The following is a 16,912-nucleotide window of genomic DNA, read 5'->3' as shown; positions in this document are numbered from 1 at the left end:
CAACCGTCTTGCTTCCTTAATGGTTTGTTTGCTTAGTTCTTCAACAATTCTAATAAATAAACAGAAATATCTATCCTCTGCCACGGTTTAAAATAATAACGATAATGTTTTTCATGCACATAAAATTGGGTATATTTACCCAATTAAATTGGATATCTAAGTAATCTCTATGAACGAATTCCATATGCAAATATTTACTGTCATTCACCAAATCCCAAAAGGGAAAATTAGCACCTATGGCACGATTGCTAAAATGGCAGGTTACCCCGGTTATGCGCGACATGTAGGTAAGGCTTTGAGTCATTTACCTGAAGGGTCGACTTTACCTTGGCACCGCGTGGTAAATAGTCAGGGTAAAATATCATTGAAAGGTAATGATTTACTCCGACAGAAAACTAAACTCGTAGACGAAGGGGTTGAGGTGTCTGGGTTAGGAAAAATTAGCTTAAAGCAATATCTGTGGCACCCAGAGTAAGTACCACAGAAAACAATCATGAATTATTTAACGCCTATTAGCATTAACTTAACTGACTGAGTTTTATCTTTATCCGTAATAACGGTTTCACGAGTATCAGTAATGAATCGTAATTTACCATTCACTGCAATTTTAGCGCGTACCGCATAAGTATGGTTTGGAATTATTTTATTCGCATCGTAATCCAACTTGAATGCAAATGGAACTTGCTTGCCACCCGCGACAAAAGAGTCTGTAGCAATAATATCTGCCGCTTTATCTGCAATAGAAACATCTTCCAGCGTGACTGAAATTACCGCATCTTCTGGTAATGCAATACGCTCTCGGTACGCTAATGTTCCAGATACGCTTTCTAACATAACTGGTTTACCTGCTTGCTCGGTTTCTGTCGAGGCCATCTTTGTATCATTCGCTTGTGTCGTGATGCAACCAGACATTGACGCACCTAAAATTATTGATGAAAATAACAATAATGACTTTTTCATAGTATTCCTTATCTTGTTTTCACTGAGTTAACCGCGTCTGCTCTTGTAATATTAGGCTACTCAAGCTATTAATTGACAATACATTACGGAGGTCTGATGAGCAAACAATTACAAGCATTACTTGAGCTTCACCAACTTGAACGTTTAGAAGTTGGTCTATTTCGTGGCAAATGTGAAAATTTAGGATTACCGCAGGTTTATGGTGGTCAAGTCATTGGGCAGGCTCTTTCTGCGTCAGGATCCACAGTTGATGTGAATCGTACCGTCCATTCCTTTCATAGTTATTTTTTACATCCTGGAGATATCACTAAACCGATCATCTATGATGTCGAAAAATTACGTGATGGAAAAAGCTTTTCAACAAGACGTGTCAAAGCCATTCAAAATGGCCGCCCTATCTTTTACTTAACAGCGTCTTATTTAGGTGATGATGAAGGATTCGATCATCAAGAGGTCACCATGCCGAATGTGCATGGCCCTGAAGGATTACCCTCAGAATCTCAACTTGCCGAAAGCTTAGCTGAGTATTTACCAGAACACATTCAAAAAGCCTTTTGTGGCGAGAAAGCGATTGAAGTCCGCCCTGTTGTTGTCAATAACCCACTGAACCCTGAAAAGCTCCCTGCAAAACAATATTTATGGATTAAAGCAAACGGGCAGCTACCTGATGATCCCATTTTGCACCAATGCCTATTAGGTTATGGTTCTGATTGGGGCTTTTTAGTGACGGCCTTATTCCCACATGGCGTATCACTATTAACGCCTAAATTCCAAGTGGCTACCATTGACCATTCCATGTGGTTTCATCGTCCGTTTAAAATGGATGAATGGTTGTTGTATGTGATTGAAAGCCCCACTACCAGTAATACCCGCGGATTGGTAAGAGGCGAAATTTATAATCAGCAAGGACAACTAGTCGCCACCGCCGTTCAAGAAGGTGTGATGCGATTTAGAAATCAATAACGACGATATCTATAAAAGAATAAGTAACAGAAGCCAGTGATCATTTCACTGGCTGGTTATTACGAGGATGTAATCGGCAAAGCGGTCGTATACTTAAGTGATTCCATCGCAAATGTTGAAGTCACGTTTGAAATGCCTGCCACACTGTTCACCAGCTTTTTATAAAAAGCATCAAACGATTTCATATCTGAAACAAGTACTTTCATCATGTAATCATATTCCCCTGCCATGCGATAAAATTCCATTACTTCAGGAAACTCGCAAGTAGTATTAACAAATTTTTGATACCACTCATTTGAATGATCATTCGTTTTAATCAAAACGAAAGCAACAAAAGATAACCCTAGCGCTTCTGGATTAAGTAACGCCACCCGTTTATCAATAACCCCCTGCTCTTCTAATCGCTTTAAACGTTTCCAACATGGTGTTGTCGTTAAGTTGACCGCTTCTGACAGATCATGCAATGACATCGCACCATCTTGTTGCAGCAATGTAAGCAGAATTTTATCTATTCGGTCCAAATTGACAGATTTCATCACCCACACACTCACAATAAGAGAATAACTTTCTACAATAAAAGCAATTAATAGGCTATTTAGCAAACTTTTTCTCCAAGTTTACAGGTAAATTATTCTCATTATGAGAATGCCTATAGGAAGAGAGCCATGTGTGTAGATAGAAATTGGATTAACCAAGCCATTGGAAAGATTGAATCGGATTTTCAACGCTCAGCAGACACACACTTAATTAAGTTGGATTTACCCCATCTAGCTGGTATTGATATTTATTTGAAAGATGAAAGCACCCATCCAACGGGTTCTTTAAAACATCGTCTTGCTCGTTCTTTATTTTTATACGCATTGTCTAACGGTTGGGTCGGCCCTGAAACAACCGTAATTGAATCTTCTTCTGGTAGCACAGCTGTTTCCGAGGCTTATTTCGCACGTTTATTAGGATTGCGCTTTATCGCCGTTATGCCGAAATCAACCGCCACTAAAAAGATTGAACAAATCCAATTTTATGGTGGTGAAGCACATTTGGTCGAAAGATCCGATCAAATCTATGCAGAATCTCGTCGTTTAGCAGAAGAGTTAAATGGCCACTACATGGATCAATTTACCTACGCTGAGCGAGCCACCGATTGGCGTGGAAACAACAACATTGCAGACAGCATTTTCTGTCAAATGAGCCGAGAGCCCCATCCAATTCCATCTTGGATTGTCATGAGTGCTGGCACCGGTGGTACTTCGGCCACGATTGGGCGATTTCTGCGTTATCAAAAACATTCAACTCAATTGTGCGTGGTTGATCCTGAGAACTCTGTTTTTCACGATTATTATAAAACGGGTAATACAAACCTGACTTTAGAGTCTGGTAGTAAAATTGAAGGCATTGGCCGCCCACGTGTAGAACCTAGCTTTATTCCAGGCGTTATTGATGAAATGCGCACGATTCCAGATGCTGCAAGTATTGCCACGATTCATTGGTTAGAAAAAATATTAGGGCGTAAAGTCGGGCCATCAACTGGCACCAATCTATTCGGCGTTCTAAATATTGCCGATGAAATGATTCAACGAGGAGAGACAGGATCTATTGTGACGCTCATTTGTGATAGTGGTGAACGATATTTAAATTGCCATTACAACTCTGAATGGGTTAATCACAATATTCCAGAGCCAACAACACCCTACCTTGAAAGATTGCAAGCCATTACTCATATTAAATAGAGTGAATGATATAAAAATACAAAGGACTAATGACCGGATCATTCTTCCTTGTTAAAAACTCGCTTAGCTTTTAGTAAGCAGGCGAGTTTTTTATTTTTGTCCCTCTAATGTGGCTCTACATTCATTTTCAACTAGCCATATCTTTTATTCATATTTTATTACCTAACCATGCCCAGGTCTGGTTTTCACATCGCGATCGAGTTCTTTTTCAAGTAAAGCTTCTATATGACCCGGTGAGTGTGTTTTCACGGAAATAAGTCGATACATTTGAGGAATAACAAAAAGCGTCACTAATGTTGCAAAGCTCATACCAAATAGCACAACAGTACCCACAGCCACTCGGCTTTCATAACCGGCTCCAGTCGAAAAGACCAAAGGTAGGGAACCCGCAATCGTCGTGAAAGCCGTCATGAGGATTGGGCGTAATCGACGCGCTGAAGCATCAATAACGGCTTTTTCAAACTCAATGCCTTTATCCCTAAGTTGGTTGGCAAACTCGACAATCAAAATGCCATTTTTAGTCACCATGCCGATCAACATAATCATACCTATCTGGCTATAAATATTTAAGCCTTGTCCCATGAAATACAACCCAAGAAAGCCTCCTAATACCCCCATGGGTACAGTAAACATCACTACCAATGGATTAATAAAGCTTTCAAATTGAGCGGCAAGCACTAAATAAGCAACCAATAACGCAAGGCCAAAAACGATCAAAACACTTGACTGATTCTCTTTAAAATCTTTAGATTCACCACTATATGAAACGGTAATATCACTCGGAAGGTTATCGATAGCTTGCTGATCTAAATAATCCAGAGCCTGACCCAATGTGTAAGCACTGCCAACATTGGCACTTAAGGTTATCGATTTTTGTTTGTTGGTATGAGATAAACGGTTCGCTGACGCAATTTCTTCAATTTTAGTCACCGTATCCAACGTCACTAATTCGCCATTATCAGTGCGAAGATAAATCTTGCTCAAATCAGAGGCATTATTAAAACTATTTTCATTCCCCCGTAAATAAACATCGTATTCTTCACCGCGCTCTAAATAAGTTGTTTCCGTACTGCCACCTAACATCACTTCTAGTGTATCTGCAATATCACTCACGCTAATACCCAGTTCCGCGGCACGTTGCTTATCAACGCTTACAACCAGTTCTGGAGTTTTCTCTGAGTAATCTAAATCCCCATCCGTGATTATGCCGCTTTGTTCACCTTGACGTTGCAAGAACTCAGCCCAGCGCATTAATTCTTTATAATCAGCCCCCCCCAAAACAAATTGAACAGGGTTATCTGAACCACCACGAAATCCGGGCAACATCGCTCTTACCTGCACATCAGGAATTCCTGACAATGTTTTACTGATCACTTGCAGTGCTTGTTGTATCGAGACATCACGCTTACCCCAATCTTCCAGTACCATAATAACAAAGCCTGTTTCGTCCCCCGCTCGCCCACCAAAAGCAGGAGCATCGACACTGAACGACTTTAAAATCCCTTTGCCTAGCAATGGTTGCAAGCGGTTTTCCACTTCATCCATATTAACACTCATGCGGTTAAAACTGGTGGCGTCAGCCCCTTTAACAAAAGCAAACAATACGCCTTTATCTTCTTTAGGCGCTAACTGGCTAGGGACTAATGTCATTAACCATACACTGCCACCAATACACGCTAAAATACTAATAGGGGCAATCCAACGCCAAGCAATAGCCTTCGTCAACAAACGTTTGTAACCCGACTCAACTCGCTTAAAGCCATTATCAATACACTGATTAAAACGACTTGGTTTAATATTCGCTTTTAATAATTTACTGCCAAGTACGGGGGTGAGTGTCAATGCAATAAGCGATGAGAAAATCACGGACATCGCGAGTAATACGGAGAACTCGGTAAATAATAGCCCAACCATGCCATCCATAAATGAAATAGGAAGAAATACCATCACCAATACCAATGTGGTCGCCATCACCGCAAAGCCGACTTCTCTGGTGCCTTTATAGGCAGCAAGCAAAGGTGGCTCGCCTTTTTCAAGATGATGGAAGATATTTTCAACCACGACAATGGCATCATCTACCACCAATCCAATGGCTAAAATCAATGCCAACAATGTAATCAGGTTAACCGAGAAGCCAAAATAATAAGCCGCCATAAAAGCAGAAATAAGCGAAACCGGAACGGTCACCGCCGGAATTAGTGTTGCACGCATTTGGCCTAAAAAAATATACAGTACTAATACCACTAAACCACCAGTGATAAACAAGGTGTTATAAACTTCACTAATCGATTGCTCAATAAATACGGTGGCGTCATACTCAATTTTTAGCGTAGTGTCATCCGGTAAAAATTTCTGAACATTGTTGACTTCTTTACGCACATGCAGAGCAACCTCAAGTGGGTTTGCATCGGTTTGAGTAATAATGCCCATGCTCACACCAACCTGGCCATTACTTTTATACATTGAACTTTCGTTCTTAGCGCCCAAATAAATTTGCGCGACATCTTTCAAATAAATCGGGTATCCATCTTTGCTTTTTTGGATCACGAGATAATCAAAATCTTCCGCTGTCAGGTAATTACGAGTAGTTCGTACGGTCATTGCCGTCGTATCGTTACGCACTTCACCACTTGGATTTTCAACGTTTTCACGATTAAGTGCACCTGAAATATCAGAGGTTGTCACCCCAAGCCCTGCCATCGCTTTAGGATCAAGCTTGACGTACATGACTTTGTCTAAGCCACCACTGATATCAATCGAGCTCACTCCTGAAATAAGGCTAAAACGATCAATTAAAACCCGATTAATATAATCAGTTAATTGCGTTCTATCCATTTTGGTCGAAGTGAGGTTGATGTGAATAGCGGCATCACCTGAGCCATTATCTTTAGAGACTATAGGATCCTCGGCTTCATCCGGTAAGCCTCGTTGAGCTCGGGCTATCGCATCACGTACATCACTTACTCCTGTCGTTAAGTCATAGCCTAAATCAAAAGTAATATTGATACGTGAGCTACCATTTCGTGACACTGATGAAATATCATCAATACCACTAATTCCCGATAACTGATCTTCTAGTATGGTCGTAATTTGACTTTCCATGATGCTAGCAGATGCACCATCATAAGTTGTCGACACCGTCACCACAGGGTTAGAAATATCAGGCATTTCACGAACAGCCAATTTAGTGAAGGAAACGTAACCAAAAACACAAAGCAACAGACTAAATACAATCGCGACCGTAGGGCGTTTCACTGACACATCAGATAACCACATTACTCGGCTCCTAAATCATCAGAAGCGTTAAGCTCAAGCTTGTCATCTTCAACAATATGAACTTTTAAACCATCACGCATATTCACTAAACCTTTAGTGACAATTTTTTGGCCAATACCTAGCCCAGATTCGACGACGATTTTATCTTCAATACGAGCACCCAGCACAATTTCGGTACGCACCACTTTATTATCGATAATCACATACACAAATCGTTTGGTGCCAGAATACTCTAGCGCTTGAACAGGAATAATAGGTTTGTGAATAGCGGGGAATAATATGGTCGCCGACATCAACATTCCCGGTTTTAAGGTATGATTTGAATTAACAATATCAAGACGAACTGGCACACTCAGTGTCGTGCTATTCACACGGGTATTAATATGAGTAATTTTCCCTGGAAACAGTTGCCCTTTCCAAGCTCGGCTTGTTGTATTCACCGCCATACCCACAGAAATTTGTGATAAATATTTTTCAGGTACTTGAAGATCTAAACGCATATTGTCGAGGTTATCGAGCGTAAACAGATCCTCGTTCTCAGTCACTGTTTTACCTTTACTAAAATCAATAAAACCAATAGTACCAGTGAAAGGAGCTTTAAGAGTGAGGTAGGCAAGATCGGCGGTGGCAACATCAAAGCGCGCTTTTGCTATATCAACGCTCGCACGCTGCGCATCTAACTCAGTTTGCGTAATGGCATTCTTTTTAACAAGGCTCGCGTACTCTCTTTCTTTTCGTCTTTCATCATTATAATAAGCACGGGCTTCATTCAAGGTTGCTTTCGCTTTGATGCTATCTAATGTGAGTAACGCTTGTCCTGATTTCACCGCTTGATTCGATTGAACCAGTATTCTTTCAACACGCCCAGATACTTCTGGCCGAATCTGCACAGACTCTTGTGCCACCAACTTAGCGACCAATATTAGGCTTTGTTGCACATCATGCGCTTCCACCAGCTGAGCACTAACCGGAATTGAAGGTATGCCGATACTTTTTTCCGGTGTGGCGGCGCTAGCTAAATAAGAAGAAGTAACGAAAAAAGAGAAAGCTAGTCCCAACGAAGTGAGAATGTTTTTATTCATGACACCAATCCATTTGTATTTTTCAACGATTCTACCAGCAGAATCGTTGATGAGCGTAAAGCAATGTAAATAATAAGGAATAGAAAATTGCTTATTATTGACTTAATTCTCTATCAATTTGTTCAATAAAATACCACCACAACACGCATTTGTTCGAAAACTCAGCACTCAATCAATTATTTAAAAAAATCCCTTTACAGCTTTTAAGAGTTTGCTATTATCTGCCCCGCACTTGTGGAGGGGTTCCCGAGTGGCCAAAGGGAGCAGACTGTAAATCTGCCGGCTCCGCCTTCGATGGTTCGAATCCGTCCCCCTCCACCATTATTTAACTTGCTAGTGTTTATTCCTTTTAAACATTAATAAGATGTTCTAGATACTTACACTTTAACGGAAAAGTTAAAGTCAGGTCAGTAAGCATTATTGAAGAACAAACACAATTTGTGGAGGGGTTCCCGAGTGGCCAAAGGGAGCAGACTGTAAATCTGCCGGCTCCGCCTTCGATGGTTCGAATCCGTCCCCCTCCACCATTATTCACTTGCTCATTATTAACTATGATATTTAGTAACGAACAAGCGTTCTAGATATAAAGCAAAGCCATTTATATTTGAGATGAACAAACACAATTTGTGGAGGGGTTCCCGAGTGGCCAAAGGGAGCAGACTGTAAATCTGCCGGCTCCGCCTTCGATGGTTCGAATCCGTCCCCCTCCACCATTATCTCTCTTATTTACTCAAAGTAAGAAACAAAAAGCCAGCTGATAACGCTGGTTTTTTTTCGCCTGCAATATACTCAACCTCACACTTCTACAAATTTATCAAACAATAAAATAAATACAAAAACATAAATCATTGTATACATTTATTCTTGTTTTTATTTTACTAAATCACATTATAAAGAATGCACCAAATAAAATAAATAAACTTTTAATACAATTACTTAAAAGCAAAACACCTCAACTTTCAAGCCTAAATTCTCCTTGTTAAATATTGGCATAAATATTGCGCATTAGACCTATGTTACAAAAATTAACATCACCAATTTACAAAACACATTGTATTCAATATTGTTGCAACAATGTTAAACAACTTCTATACCTACATAAATGCAGAAAATAATTATATCAATCACTGCTGATTACTCTTGGATTAGGAAGCACACTCCCTAATGGAATAGACAATAGTGGAATAGACAAATAAGGAAATGTCATGAAGCTTATGTACACATTGAACCAAAGACCACCGATGAGCACGACTCTACTTCTTGCGCTGCAGCACATGTTGGCATCGATAGGCGGTATTGTGGCAGTTCCTTTGATTGTAGGCGCATCGGTTGGGCTACCTGCCATTGAAATTGCCGATTTGATTAATGCAGCACTACTTGCTGCTGGGATTGGGACCATTATTCAATGTTTTGGATTTGGCCCTGTTGGAATACGTTTGCCTGTTGTAATGGGTTCGAGTTTTGCGTTTCTTGGCGTACTCATTACCATAGGTAAAAATGATGGTATGAGTGGCGTAATGGGCGCCGCTTTTGCCGGTTCATTCTTAGTGATTTTAGCCAGTTTTTTTATGGACAAAATCAAAAAACTTTTTCCAGATGTGGTCAGCGGGGTCGTCATTACTTTAATCGGCTTGACTATTTTACCGGTTGCCATGAATTGGATTGGTGACGCCCCAAAAGGCAGTGCCGATTTTGCAACGCTCCCAAAATTGTTCATTGCCATCATCTCTCTTGGAATCGTGATTGCAGTCTCGGTGTATTGTAAAGGTATTATTGCAGCTTCTGCAATCGTAATTGGCCTTGTCGGAGGTTATTTAGTAGCACTTAGCATGGGCATGGTCGATCTTGATCAAGTGTCTAACGCATCATGGGTTGCCGGTCCCGAGCCGTTCAAGTATGGCATGACCTTTGCCTGGGGACCTATTTTAAGTATTTGTTTGGTTTATATTATTGTGGTTGCAGAGGCAACAGGCGATTTCATGGCTTTGGCGGCCAACTGCCAAAAGGATTTAAGTGGTAAAGATTTGAAACAAGGTGTTTTAGCCGACGGTATCGCCAGTACGATTGGTTCCATGTTAACTGCAATGCCACTTGCTTCATTCAGCCAAAATGTAGGGATTGTAGGCATAACAGGTGTGGCAAGCCGCTATGTTGTTGCTGCAACAGGTGGCTTATTAATTCTGGGAGGAATGTTCCCTAAACTCGCCGCAATCGCAGTAACCATACCAAAACCAGTATTAGGCGGTGTCGGTTTCATTATGTTTGGCATGATCGCTTATGCTGGCATTCGCATGTTAATAAAAGCGGCAGATACTCGCCGTAATGCATTAATCATTTGTGTCAGTTTAGCCGCTGGACTTGCCGTCACTATCGAGCCAAGATTAATTCAGCATTTACCTCATATGGTGGCAGAGTTTTTCCACTCAGGAATTACAACGGGCACACTGATCGCCATTATTTTACATCTCATTCTTCCACAAAATCATAAAGAGGAACGGGCAGTAAAAAAATTAGAAATAGCTGAAATGACTCGTGATGAAACTGCACATACTGCAGCGACCAAGGTAATGGAATCGAAAGCGACAATTTCAAAAGCCATTGCCACAATTGAAGCTATGCGAATTGAAGCGTTAGAAGTCATGCAAAATGAAGCTCAACTCGATGTGCATAAAAATAGTACGAGTGAATACACCGATGAGAATCAGTCTGAAAAAAAGACCAATGACCGTCAATCTAATTTAACGCCTAATACCGCCATCAAATAAGCTCAAGATAAGATAACGCTTGTTGTAATATTCAAGCGTTATTCTTGTCTTTTAAACAAACTAGCCGCACCTCTTTTATAAAGTGGGCTTGAATTTTAATTAAAATATAATAAAGACCTGCTCCCCTGAAATGGATGCGTAGGCTAAGGATTACTATGAATGTCATTCAACGTAAATAATCAAACAACTTGGATCAAGAACCCTCTCGCCGTTTACACCGGCAGTCTACAAGATGCACGTGGTGGGTTGGTTATTCAAGGCAATACTATTCTAGAGCTTGTCGCATTACATAATGAACCTTCTTATAGGATTGATACCGTAGTTGATGCCAGACAACACGTTGTCACTCCAGGCCTAATCAATGCTCACCATCACTTTTATCAAACCTTAACTCGTGCCTACCCTGATGCTTTAAATAAAGAGCTATTTAACTGGCTAAAAACCTTATATCCAGTTTGGGCTGGCCTTGATGAAGAAATGCATTCGCTTTCCACAGAAGTGGCCTTAGTCGAAATGATGATGTCAGGCTGCACCACAGCTTCAGATCACCATTACCTCATCCCTGTAGGGCTGGAGCACGCGATTGATATTCAGGTAGAAGCGGCAAAAAAACTTGGTATTCGCGCCATTTTAACTCGTGGTTCGATGAGCCTTGGTGAAGACGAAGGTGGTCTTCCACCACGCCACACCATTCAAACAGAACAAACTATCATTGATGATAGCGTACGCCTTATTAAGTCATACCATGAGCGAAACGATGGTGCGATGACTCAAATCGCGCTAGCACCTTGTTCGCCATTTTCGGTGACAACCGATCTCATGAAAGAAACGTCCCGCATTGCGCATCAAGAAGATGTCATGATGCATACCCATCTATGCGAAACCATTGATGAGGAGGATTTTTGTCTACAGCGTTTTGGTCACCGTCCTGTTGATTACTTGGAAAGCGTCGGTTGGCTAAACGATAAAACATGGCTAGCACATGGTATTCATTTCAACGATGAAGAAATAAAACGTTTAGGCAAAGCGGGTGTTGGCATCAGCCATTGCCCAACATCAAACATGATGCTGGCGTCCGGTATTTGCCGAAATAATGAATTAGAAGCGGCAGGCGTTAAAGTGGGTTTAGGCGTCGATGGTTCCGCTTCAAATGATGGATCGAACATGATTGGCGAAGTGCGTATGGCCATGTACTTACAACGTTTGCGTTACGGCTCTGCTAATGTGAGTCACACTGACGCGTTACGCTGGGCGACCAAAGGCTCAGCGGCAGCAATGGGACGAACCGATATCGGTACACTTGCAGTGGGCAAACAAGCTGACGTTGCCATGTTCACATTAAATGACATTCGTTTCTCTGGCTCACACGACCCTCTGGCAGCACTCATCATGTGCGGCGCTCAACAAGCTGATCGCGTCATGATTAATGGCGTTTGGCGTGTGCATGATGGGCACGTCATTGGGTTAGATTTAGAAAACCTACTCATTCGACATCGCGCAGCAGCAAAACGTTTAGCCGAAAAGGCGATGACTCTGCTTTAATGTTCAAAGTACAACGACGTTAAATAATAATACACCGCGCCTTCGCCTCACGTATGAAGGCGCTCACTACCTATATATTCACACTCCTTCAAAAAATATTATTCTTTGTAATCCAAACACAATTGAAGCTGTACTAGATCAATATCCCTTCATTTCTTCAGTGCTAATGTAATTTAAATTACTACTTTAGAGGTAAAGGATTATGTTCTACATTCATATGCTGCTGCTGTTAGCCGTGATTTTTACGGGGATTCGCTTCGGCGGAATCGCATTTGGTTTACTGGGCGGTTTAGGCGTTTCAGTTCTTGCTTTTGTCTTCGGGATAGCCCCAGGTTCACCACCAATCAGTGTTATGTTGATCATTCTTGCGGTGGTTGCAGCATCCGCAACACTAGAGGCAACCGGCGGGTTGAAATTACTCGTGGCTTATGCTGAAAAATTACTGCGCAAGCACCCTAACCAAATCGTATTTTTAGGCCCATTTTGTACTTATTTATTAACCGTTCTAGTAGGAACAGGACACAGTGTTTACCCACTGCTTCCCGTTATTTATGATGTTTCGATTAAAAAAGGCATTCGTCCGGAACGCCCAATGGCAATGGCATCGGTTGCCTCACAAATGGGAATCACTGCCAGCCCTATTGCTGCCGCTGCAGCGGTAGTCATGGCAACCGCTGCAACGAACAACCTCGATATTTCATTAATTGATGTTCTACTTGTCACAATTCCTGCAACCATGTGCGGGTTATTAGTCGGCTGTACTTGGAGTTTATTTAGAGGCAAAGATTTAGATAAAGACGAAGCCTTCATCGAACGCTGCAAAGACCTTGAATTTAAAGACGCTTTGATCGAAGTGCAAGCCGAGGGTCAAGCTAGAATCGAAGACAGTAAACAAGCCAAAACAGGATTAACTGTCTTCTTACTGGGTATTGCCACCGTGGTATTTGTTGCCATGTTTGGTAAACCATTAGACTTATTGCCAAAAGGGGTTGGCATGTCGGTTGCTATTCAATTTCTCATGCTAGCAGTCGGCGCCGTTATCTTACTGATCACCAAAGTAGAGCCAAAAAAAATCGTCCACAGTAACGTCTTTATTGCTGGCATGACCGCCGTGATCATCATCTTTGGTATCGCTTGGATGAGTGACACCATTATTGAACACCATAAATCATTCTTAATCGACAGTATCAGCGGTATTGTTAGCTTACACCCATGGACATTTGCTCTCGCCATGTTTGCCGTTTCGGTTTTCTTAAAAAGCCAAGCAGCTGTATTGACGATCATGTTCCCACTAGGCTTCTCACTTGGTATACCTCATGAAGTTTTAATTGGTGTTATTCCTGCGTGTTATGCATATTTCTTCTTCCCATTTTATCCATCCGATTTAGCTGCCATTACCTTTGATCGCTCTGGCACCACATCAATTGGTAAATATGTGCTAAACCACAGTTTCTTTATACCGGGTATTCTGGGTGTTTCAACTGCAACCGTGGTTGGGTACTTTATCTCAACCGTATTAATGGGTTAACCGTAACAACAAAACCGCTTAAATACCCCACAAAAAAGCCGATCGTCACTTCATATAACGGATCGGCTTATTTAATCCAACAAATTTATGTCAAAAAATGTTAGAACTCCCTTGATAACGTTTCTATTTACTCACGAGCACATCATCTCGGCCATGTGCTGACGCTAGATCAAGATCAGGCCCCTTCGGTACCACTTGAGTAGGGTTAATGCCTTTATGACTGAAATAATAATGACGCTTAATATGTTCAAAGCTTACCGTTTCTGCCACATGACCAAATTGATATAGCTCTTTCATATAACCTTGAATATGTGGGTAATCGGCTATGCGCTTTAAGTTGCATTTGAAATGCCCAACATAAACAGGATCAAAGCGAATCAGTGTCGTAAATAAGCGCCAATCGGCTTCAGTAATAGTATCCCCAACCAAATAGCGGTGAGTCGCCAAATGTGCATCAACTTTATCAAGCGTGCGAAATAGACTATTAAAAGCTTCTTCATACGCTTCTTGCGTGGTGGCAAAACCCGTTTTATACACGCCATTATTAATATTCGGATAAACAAATTCATTCCATTCATCAATCTGTGAACGTAACGCTGCCGGATAATAATCATCGTTATTGCCCGTTAAATCATTAAATTCAGAATTAAGCATGCGTAAAATTTCAGAGGATTCGTTACTCACAATCGTATTGTTTTTCTTATCCCATAAAACAGGCACCGTAACACGACCAGAATAATCGGCTTTGGCCTTCGTGTAAATTTGATGCATTTTGGTAAAACCAAATAGCGGTTCGGGTTGTGAAAATTCCCAGCCATGTTCAAGCATGTCAGGGCTAACCACAGTAACATTAATATGTGTAACCAATCCTTTTAGCTCGCGCATGATTAAAGTTCTGTGCGCCCACGGACAGGCTAAGGATACATATAAATGGTAACGACCAGATTCAGGTGGAAATTTTGCATCTGGTTTATTTTCAACACAATCACGAAACCCAGCATCTTCACGGATAAATTTACCACCGCTTGATTTGGTGTCATACCAAACATCGTGCCATACGCCTTCAACTAACTTACCCATCACGATCTCCTTTTATTCTTTCACTACCTTTATTATAAAGGCTAAGAATATGGATACCGTCCGTCAGTATCGTTGATGTCGTTCAAAAATTTTGAATAAGTGACTCCGCTTTTCAACCATGCTAGAGTCCGCGTCATTCTACTTCCTGGGCACAAAATCTATCATGAAAACACCCTGTATTGCGGCATGTAAAAATAATGGTGGCCTCTGTTCTGGTTGTCATCGTACTATCGATGAAATCATAAATTGGCGTCACCTAGACGATGAGAAACGAGAGAATATAATAGCAACAATTTCAGGTACTGAAACCACACATCCCTGCCCTGAGTGCAATGAGAATACCCATTGCGACATTGCTGCAGGTAAATCAACATGCTGGTGTTTTAATGTTGAAAAGCGGGAAGTGGAAAAACCAAACGACCTATGTTTATGCCGAAAATGTTTGGAAAAGACACCAACGGCATAATCAATAGCAATAATTAACTTACAGTTGAAGTTGAAATTGTAACTAACCTAATTTACTACGGAAAATAAAATACACTGCGCCCAGTAAACATAAACCTGCCCATAAGTAATCCAATTTCAGTGGCTCTTTTAAATACATCACTGAAAATGGCACAAATACCGACAAAGTAATCACTTCCTGAATGATCTTTAGCTGCCCAACGGAAAGCACAGTATAGCCAATACGGTTAGCCGGTACTTGGAACAGATATTCAAATAATGCAATCCCCCAACTCACCAGAGCGGCGATAATCCAAGGTTTATTACCCAATTCTTTTAAATGGGCATACCAAGCAAACGTCATAAACACATTGCTGCATACCAAAAGGGAAATCGTAATAAAAATAGGCGGCATGGTGGTCTCAATAAAATGATGGATATTAAAGGCGAATTAAAATAGCATCGTTTTAAAAACAGGCAATAAAAAAATCACTGCCCAGTTAATTGCGACTAGTTCTATCCGTCAAATAATTGGAAGGGGAGACACCAACGGCTTTCTTGAAATTACGGCTAAAATGACTCTGATCGTAAAATTTTAGATTCTTCCAAAGCTAACTCCGTTATCCTTTCAAACCGCATCGAAGAATTTATGCCTAAAATTGTCGATGCATTGCTAACTTTTGCTCTAGGCTCATTTTCACCACTGGCCATTCCGTGTTAATAATTGAAAATACAACCGTATCACGATACCCCCCATTCGCCATTTTTTTGTGATTACGTAATACGCCGTCTTGCTTAGCACCTAAACGTGCGATCGCGGTTCGTGATGCTTGATTATGCCAGTGGGTATTAAACTCAACCGCAATGGCATCTAATATTTCGAATGCATGAGTTAACAACAATTGCTTACATTCTGTATTGACGGCAGAACGTTGGTAGCTTTTCGCATACCACGTATGACCAATTTCAACTCTTTGGTTTTTTACATCAGCATTACAAAAACGCGTCGAGCCAATTACTTTATTGGTGCTTTTATCAAGCACGGTAAACGCTAACGATGCACCGCGTTCTTGCTCTTGAAAAGCAAAAGCCAAATAAGCCTCAATCGTTTCAGCATTTGGAACCGACGTATACCACAGATCCCATAAACGCCCATCACTGGCGGCGGCAACCAGATCATCTGCATGTTCTCTTTGCAACGGAATTAATTTAACAGTGTTAGATTCCAATTCAACTTCTTTAAGCCACATAGTTCATCCTTGTGTAAATGTTTAAATACCGTAACTTAGCTCAACTTTCGATATTCTAGTTTTGAAAGAGGAGCACCATTTTCATGCCCCTGTTTTTGCGCTTCTCGATGTTCAAGATTTACTTTCCAATTCTTAATCGCTTCGAGATCTTTCCAATAGGAAACAGCTATACCTACATCTTCTCTGGCTGACTCGCCCCCCAATAAATCCGGATTGCTGTGAGTCAAGCTCCGCCACTTTGTCTGATATCTTGCCCTGACCATTATCTATACCGGTACGATGTGAAGTAAAAATG

Annotated in this window: 15 protein-coding genes, 3 tRNA genes and 1 pseudogene; 10 read left to right on the top strand and 9 right to left on the bottom strand. The window is 41.1% G+C overall.

The features are described from left to right. Nucleotides 1-169: 169 nt before the first annotated feature. Nucleotides 170-475 carry an MGMT family protein gene (locus VCASEI_RS05185; RefSeq protein WP_089110472.1) on the top strand — a complete coding sequence of 102 codons (306 nt, stop codon included), beginning with the start codon at nucleotides 170-172 and terminating at the stop codon, nucleotides 473-475. A 23-nt stretch (nucleotides 476-498) separates the two neighbouring features. Here the strand turns inward: VCASEI_RS05185 and VCASEI_RS05180 are convergent, their stop codons facing one another. After that, the gene (locus tag VCASEI_RS05180; RefSeq protein ID WP_086959201.1) at nucleotides 499-960 is read right to left on the bottom strand and encodes a YbaY family lipoprotein; all 462 of its coding nucleotides are present in this window, start codon (nucleotides 958-960) and stop codon (nucleotides 499-501) included. A gap of 96 nt (nucleotides 961-1,056) precedes the next feature. On the opposite strand from VCASEI_RS05180, the gene tesB reads away from it, so the two are divergent. Next, a complete protein-coding gene (tesB, locus tag VCASEI_RS05175; RefSeq protein ID WP_086959199.1) occupies nucleotides 1,057-1,923 on the top strand; it encodes an acyl-CoA thioesterase II in 867 nt (288 codons plus the stop codon). 59 nt (nucleotides 1,924-1,982) lie between these two features. Here the strand turns inward: tesB and VCASEI_RS05170 are convergent, their stop codons facing one another. Next, nucleotides 1,983-2,459: an Lrp/AsnC family transcriptional regulator gene (locus VCASEI_RS05170; protein ID WP_086959267.1), complete on the bottom strand. Its 477-nt coding sequence runs from the start codon at nucleotides 2,457-2,459 to the stop codon at nucleotides 1,983-1,985. 129 nt (nucleotides 2,460-2,588) lie between these two features. On the opposite strand from VCASEI_RS05170, the gene VCASEI_RS05165 reads away from it, so the two are divergent. Continuing rightward, nucleotides 2,589-3,650 carry a PLP-dependent cysteine synthase family protein gene (locus VCASEI_RS05165; RefSeq protein WP_086959198.1) on the top strand — a complete coding sequence of 354 codons (1,062 nt, stop codon included), beginning with the start codon at nucleotides 2,589-2,591 and terminating at the stop codon, nucleotides 3,648-3,650. 162 nt (nucleotides 3,651-3,812) lie between these two features. Here VCASEI_RS05165 and VCASEI_RS05160 read toward each other — a convergent pair whose 3' ends face one another. Both VCASEI_RS05160 and VCASEI_RS05155 read right to left on the bottom strand, forming a co-directional pair. Continuing rightward, nucleotides 3,813-6,926, bottom strand: coding sequence for a multidrug efflux RND transporter permease subunit (locus tag VCASEI_RS05160; RefSeq protein WP_089110473.1), 3,114 nt, complete (start codon nucleotides 6,924-6,926; stop codon nucleotides 3,813-3,815). Continuing rightward, nucleotides 6,926-8,008 (bottom strand): efflux RND transporter periplasmic adaptor subunit, encoded by a 1,083-nt coding sequence (locus tag VCASEI_RS05155; protein WP_086959194.1) that lies wholly within the window; start codon nucleotides 8,006-8,008, stop codon nucleotides 6,926-6,928. Before VCASEI_RS05155 ends, VCASEI_RS05160 begins: the two co-directional genes overlap by 1 nt. Nucleotides 8,009-8,244: 236 nt before the next feature. Here VCASEI_RS05155 and VCASEI_RS05150 point away from each other — a divergent pair. From VCASEI_RS05150 to VCASEI_RS05125, 6 genes are all read left to right on the top strand, one after another. Beyond that, nucleotides 8,245-8,329: transfer RNA gene (locus tag VCASEI_RS05150), tRNA-Tyr, on the top strand. A 121-nt stretch (nucleotides 8,330-8,450) separates the two neighbouring features. After that, nucleotides 8,451-8,535 (top strand) — tRNA-Tyr (locus VCASEI_RS05145). A 101-nt stretch (nucleotides 8,536-8,636) separates the two neighbouring features. Continuing rightward, nucleotides 8,637-8,721, top strand: a tRNA-Tyr gene (locus tag VCASEI_RS05140). A 492-nt stretch (nucleotides 8,722-9,213) separates the two neighbouring features. Next, nucleotides 9,214-10,773, top strand: coding sequence for a nucleobase:cation symporter-2 family protein (locus VCASEI_RS05135; protein WP_089110474.1), 1,560 nt, complete (start codon nucleotides 9,214-9,216; stop codon nucleotides 10,771-10,773). Between the two features lie 159 nt (nucleotides 10,774-10,932). Next, on the top strand, nucleotides 10,933-12,315 hold the full coding sequence (locus VCASEI_RS05130; protein ID WP_089110475.1) for an 8-oxoguanine deaminase: 1,383 nt from the start codon (nucleotides 10,933-10,935) through the stop codon (nucleotides 12,313-12,315). Nucleotides 12,316-12,517: 202 nt separating this feature from the next. Next, nucleotides 12,518-13,843 carry an anaerobic C4-dicarboxylate transporter gene (locus tag VCASEI_RS05125; RefSeq protein WP_086959948.1) on the top strand — a complete coding sequence of 442 codons (1,326 nt, stop codon included), beginning with the start codon at nucleotides 12,518-12,520 and terminating at the stop codon, nucleotides 13,841-13,843. Nucleotides 13,844-13,966: 123 nt separating this feature from the next. On the opposite strand, the gene VCASEI_RS05120 is transcribed toward VCASEI_RS05125, so the two are convergent. Continuing rightward, complete coding sequence (locus VCASEI_RS05120; protein WP_089110476.1) at nucleotides 13,967-14,923, bottom strand: glutathione S-transferase family protein; 957 nt, start codon at nucleotides 14,921-14,923, stop codon at nucleotides 13,967-13,969. A 163-nt stretch (nucleotides 14,924-15,086) separates the two neighbouring features. Between VCASEI_RS05120 and VCASEI_RS05115 the strand changes: the two genes are divergently transcribed. Next, nucleotides 15,087-15,389 (top strand): cysteine-rich CWC family protein, encoded by a 303-nt coding sequence (locus VCASEI_RS05115; RefSeq protein ID WP_086959957.1) that lies wholly within the window; start codon nucleotides 15,087-15,089, stop codon nucleotides 15,387-15,389. Nucleotides 15,390-15,431: 42 nt separating this feature from the next. Here the strand turns inward: VCASEI_RS05115 and VCASEI_RS05110 are convergent, their stop codons facing one another. The 4 genes and pseudogenes from VCASEI_RS05110 to VCASEI_RS19820 all read right to left on the bottom strand — a co-directional run bounded on the left by VCASEI_RS05110 (nucleotide 15,432) and on the right by VCASEI_RS19820 (nucleotide 16,844). Next, nucleotides 15,432-15,782 (bottom strand): DMT family protein, encoded by a 351-nt coding sequence (locus VCASEI_RS05110; protein ID WP_086959946.1) that lies wholly within the window; start codon nucleotides 15,780-15,782, stop codon nucleotides 15,432-15,434. A gap of 85 nt (nucleotides 15,783-15,867) precedes the next feature. Beyond that, nucleotides 15,868-15,957, bottom strand: a pseudogene (locus VCASEI_RS19860) (AraC family transcriptional regulator); the annotation flags it as partial. 63 nt (nucleotides 15,958-16,020) lie between these two features. Then, nucleotides 16,021-16,617, bottom strand: a complete 597-nt coding sequence (locus VCASEI_RS05100) for a GNAT family N-acetyltransferase (protein WP_089110477.1) — start codon at nucleotides 16,615-16,617, stop codon at nucleotides 16,021-16,023. Nucleotides 16,618-16,652: 35 nt separating this feature from the next. Further along, nucleotides 16,653-16,844 carry an antibiotic biosynthesis monooxygenase family protein gene (locus VCASEI_RS19820; protein WP_309598714.1) on the bottom strand — a complete coding sequence of 64 codons (192 nt, stop codon included), beginning with the start codon at nucleotides 16,842-16,844 and terminating at the stop codon, nucleotides 16,653-16,655. Nucleotides 16,845-16,912: the final 68 nt, after the last annotated feature.

Source organism: Vibrio casei, assembly GCF_002218025.2.
Lineage (GTDB): Bacteria > Pseudomonadota > Gammaproteobacteria > Enterobacterales > Vibrionaceae > Vibrio > Vibrio casei.
The sequence above is the reverse complement of the archived record's forward strand: the minus strand, read 5'-3'. Positions and strand labels throughout refer to the sequence as shown.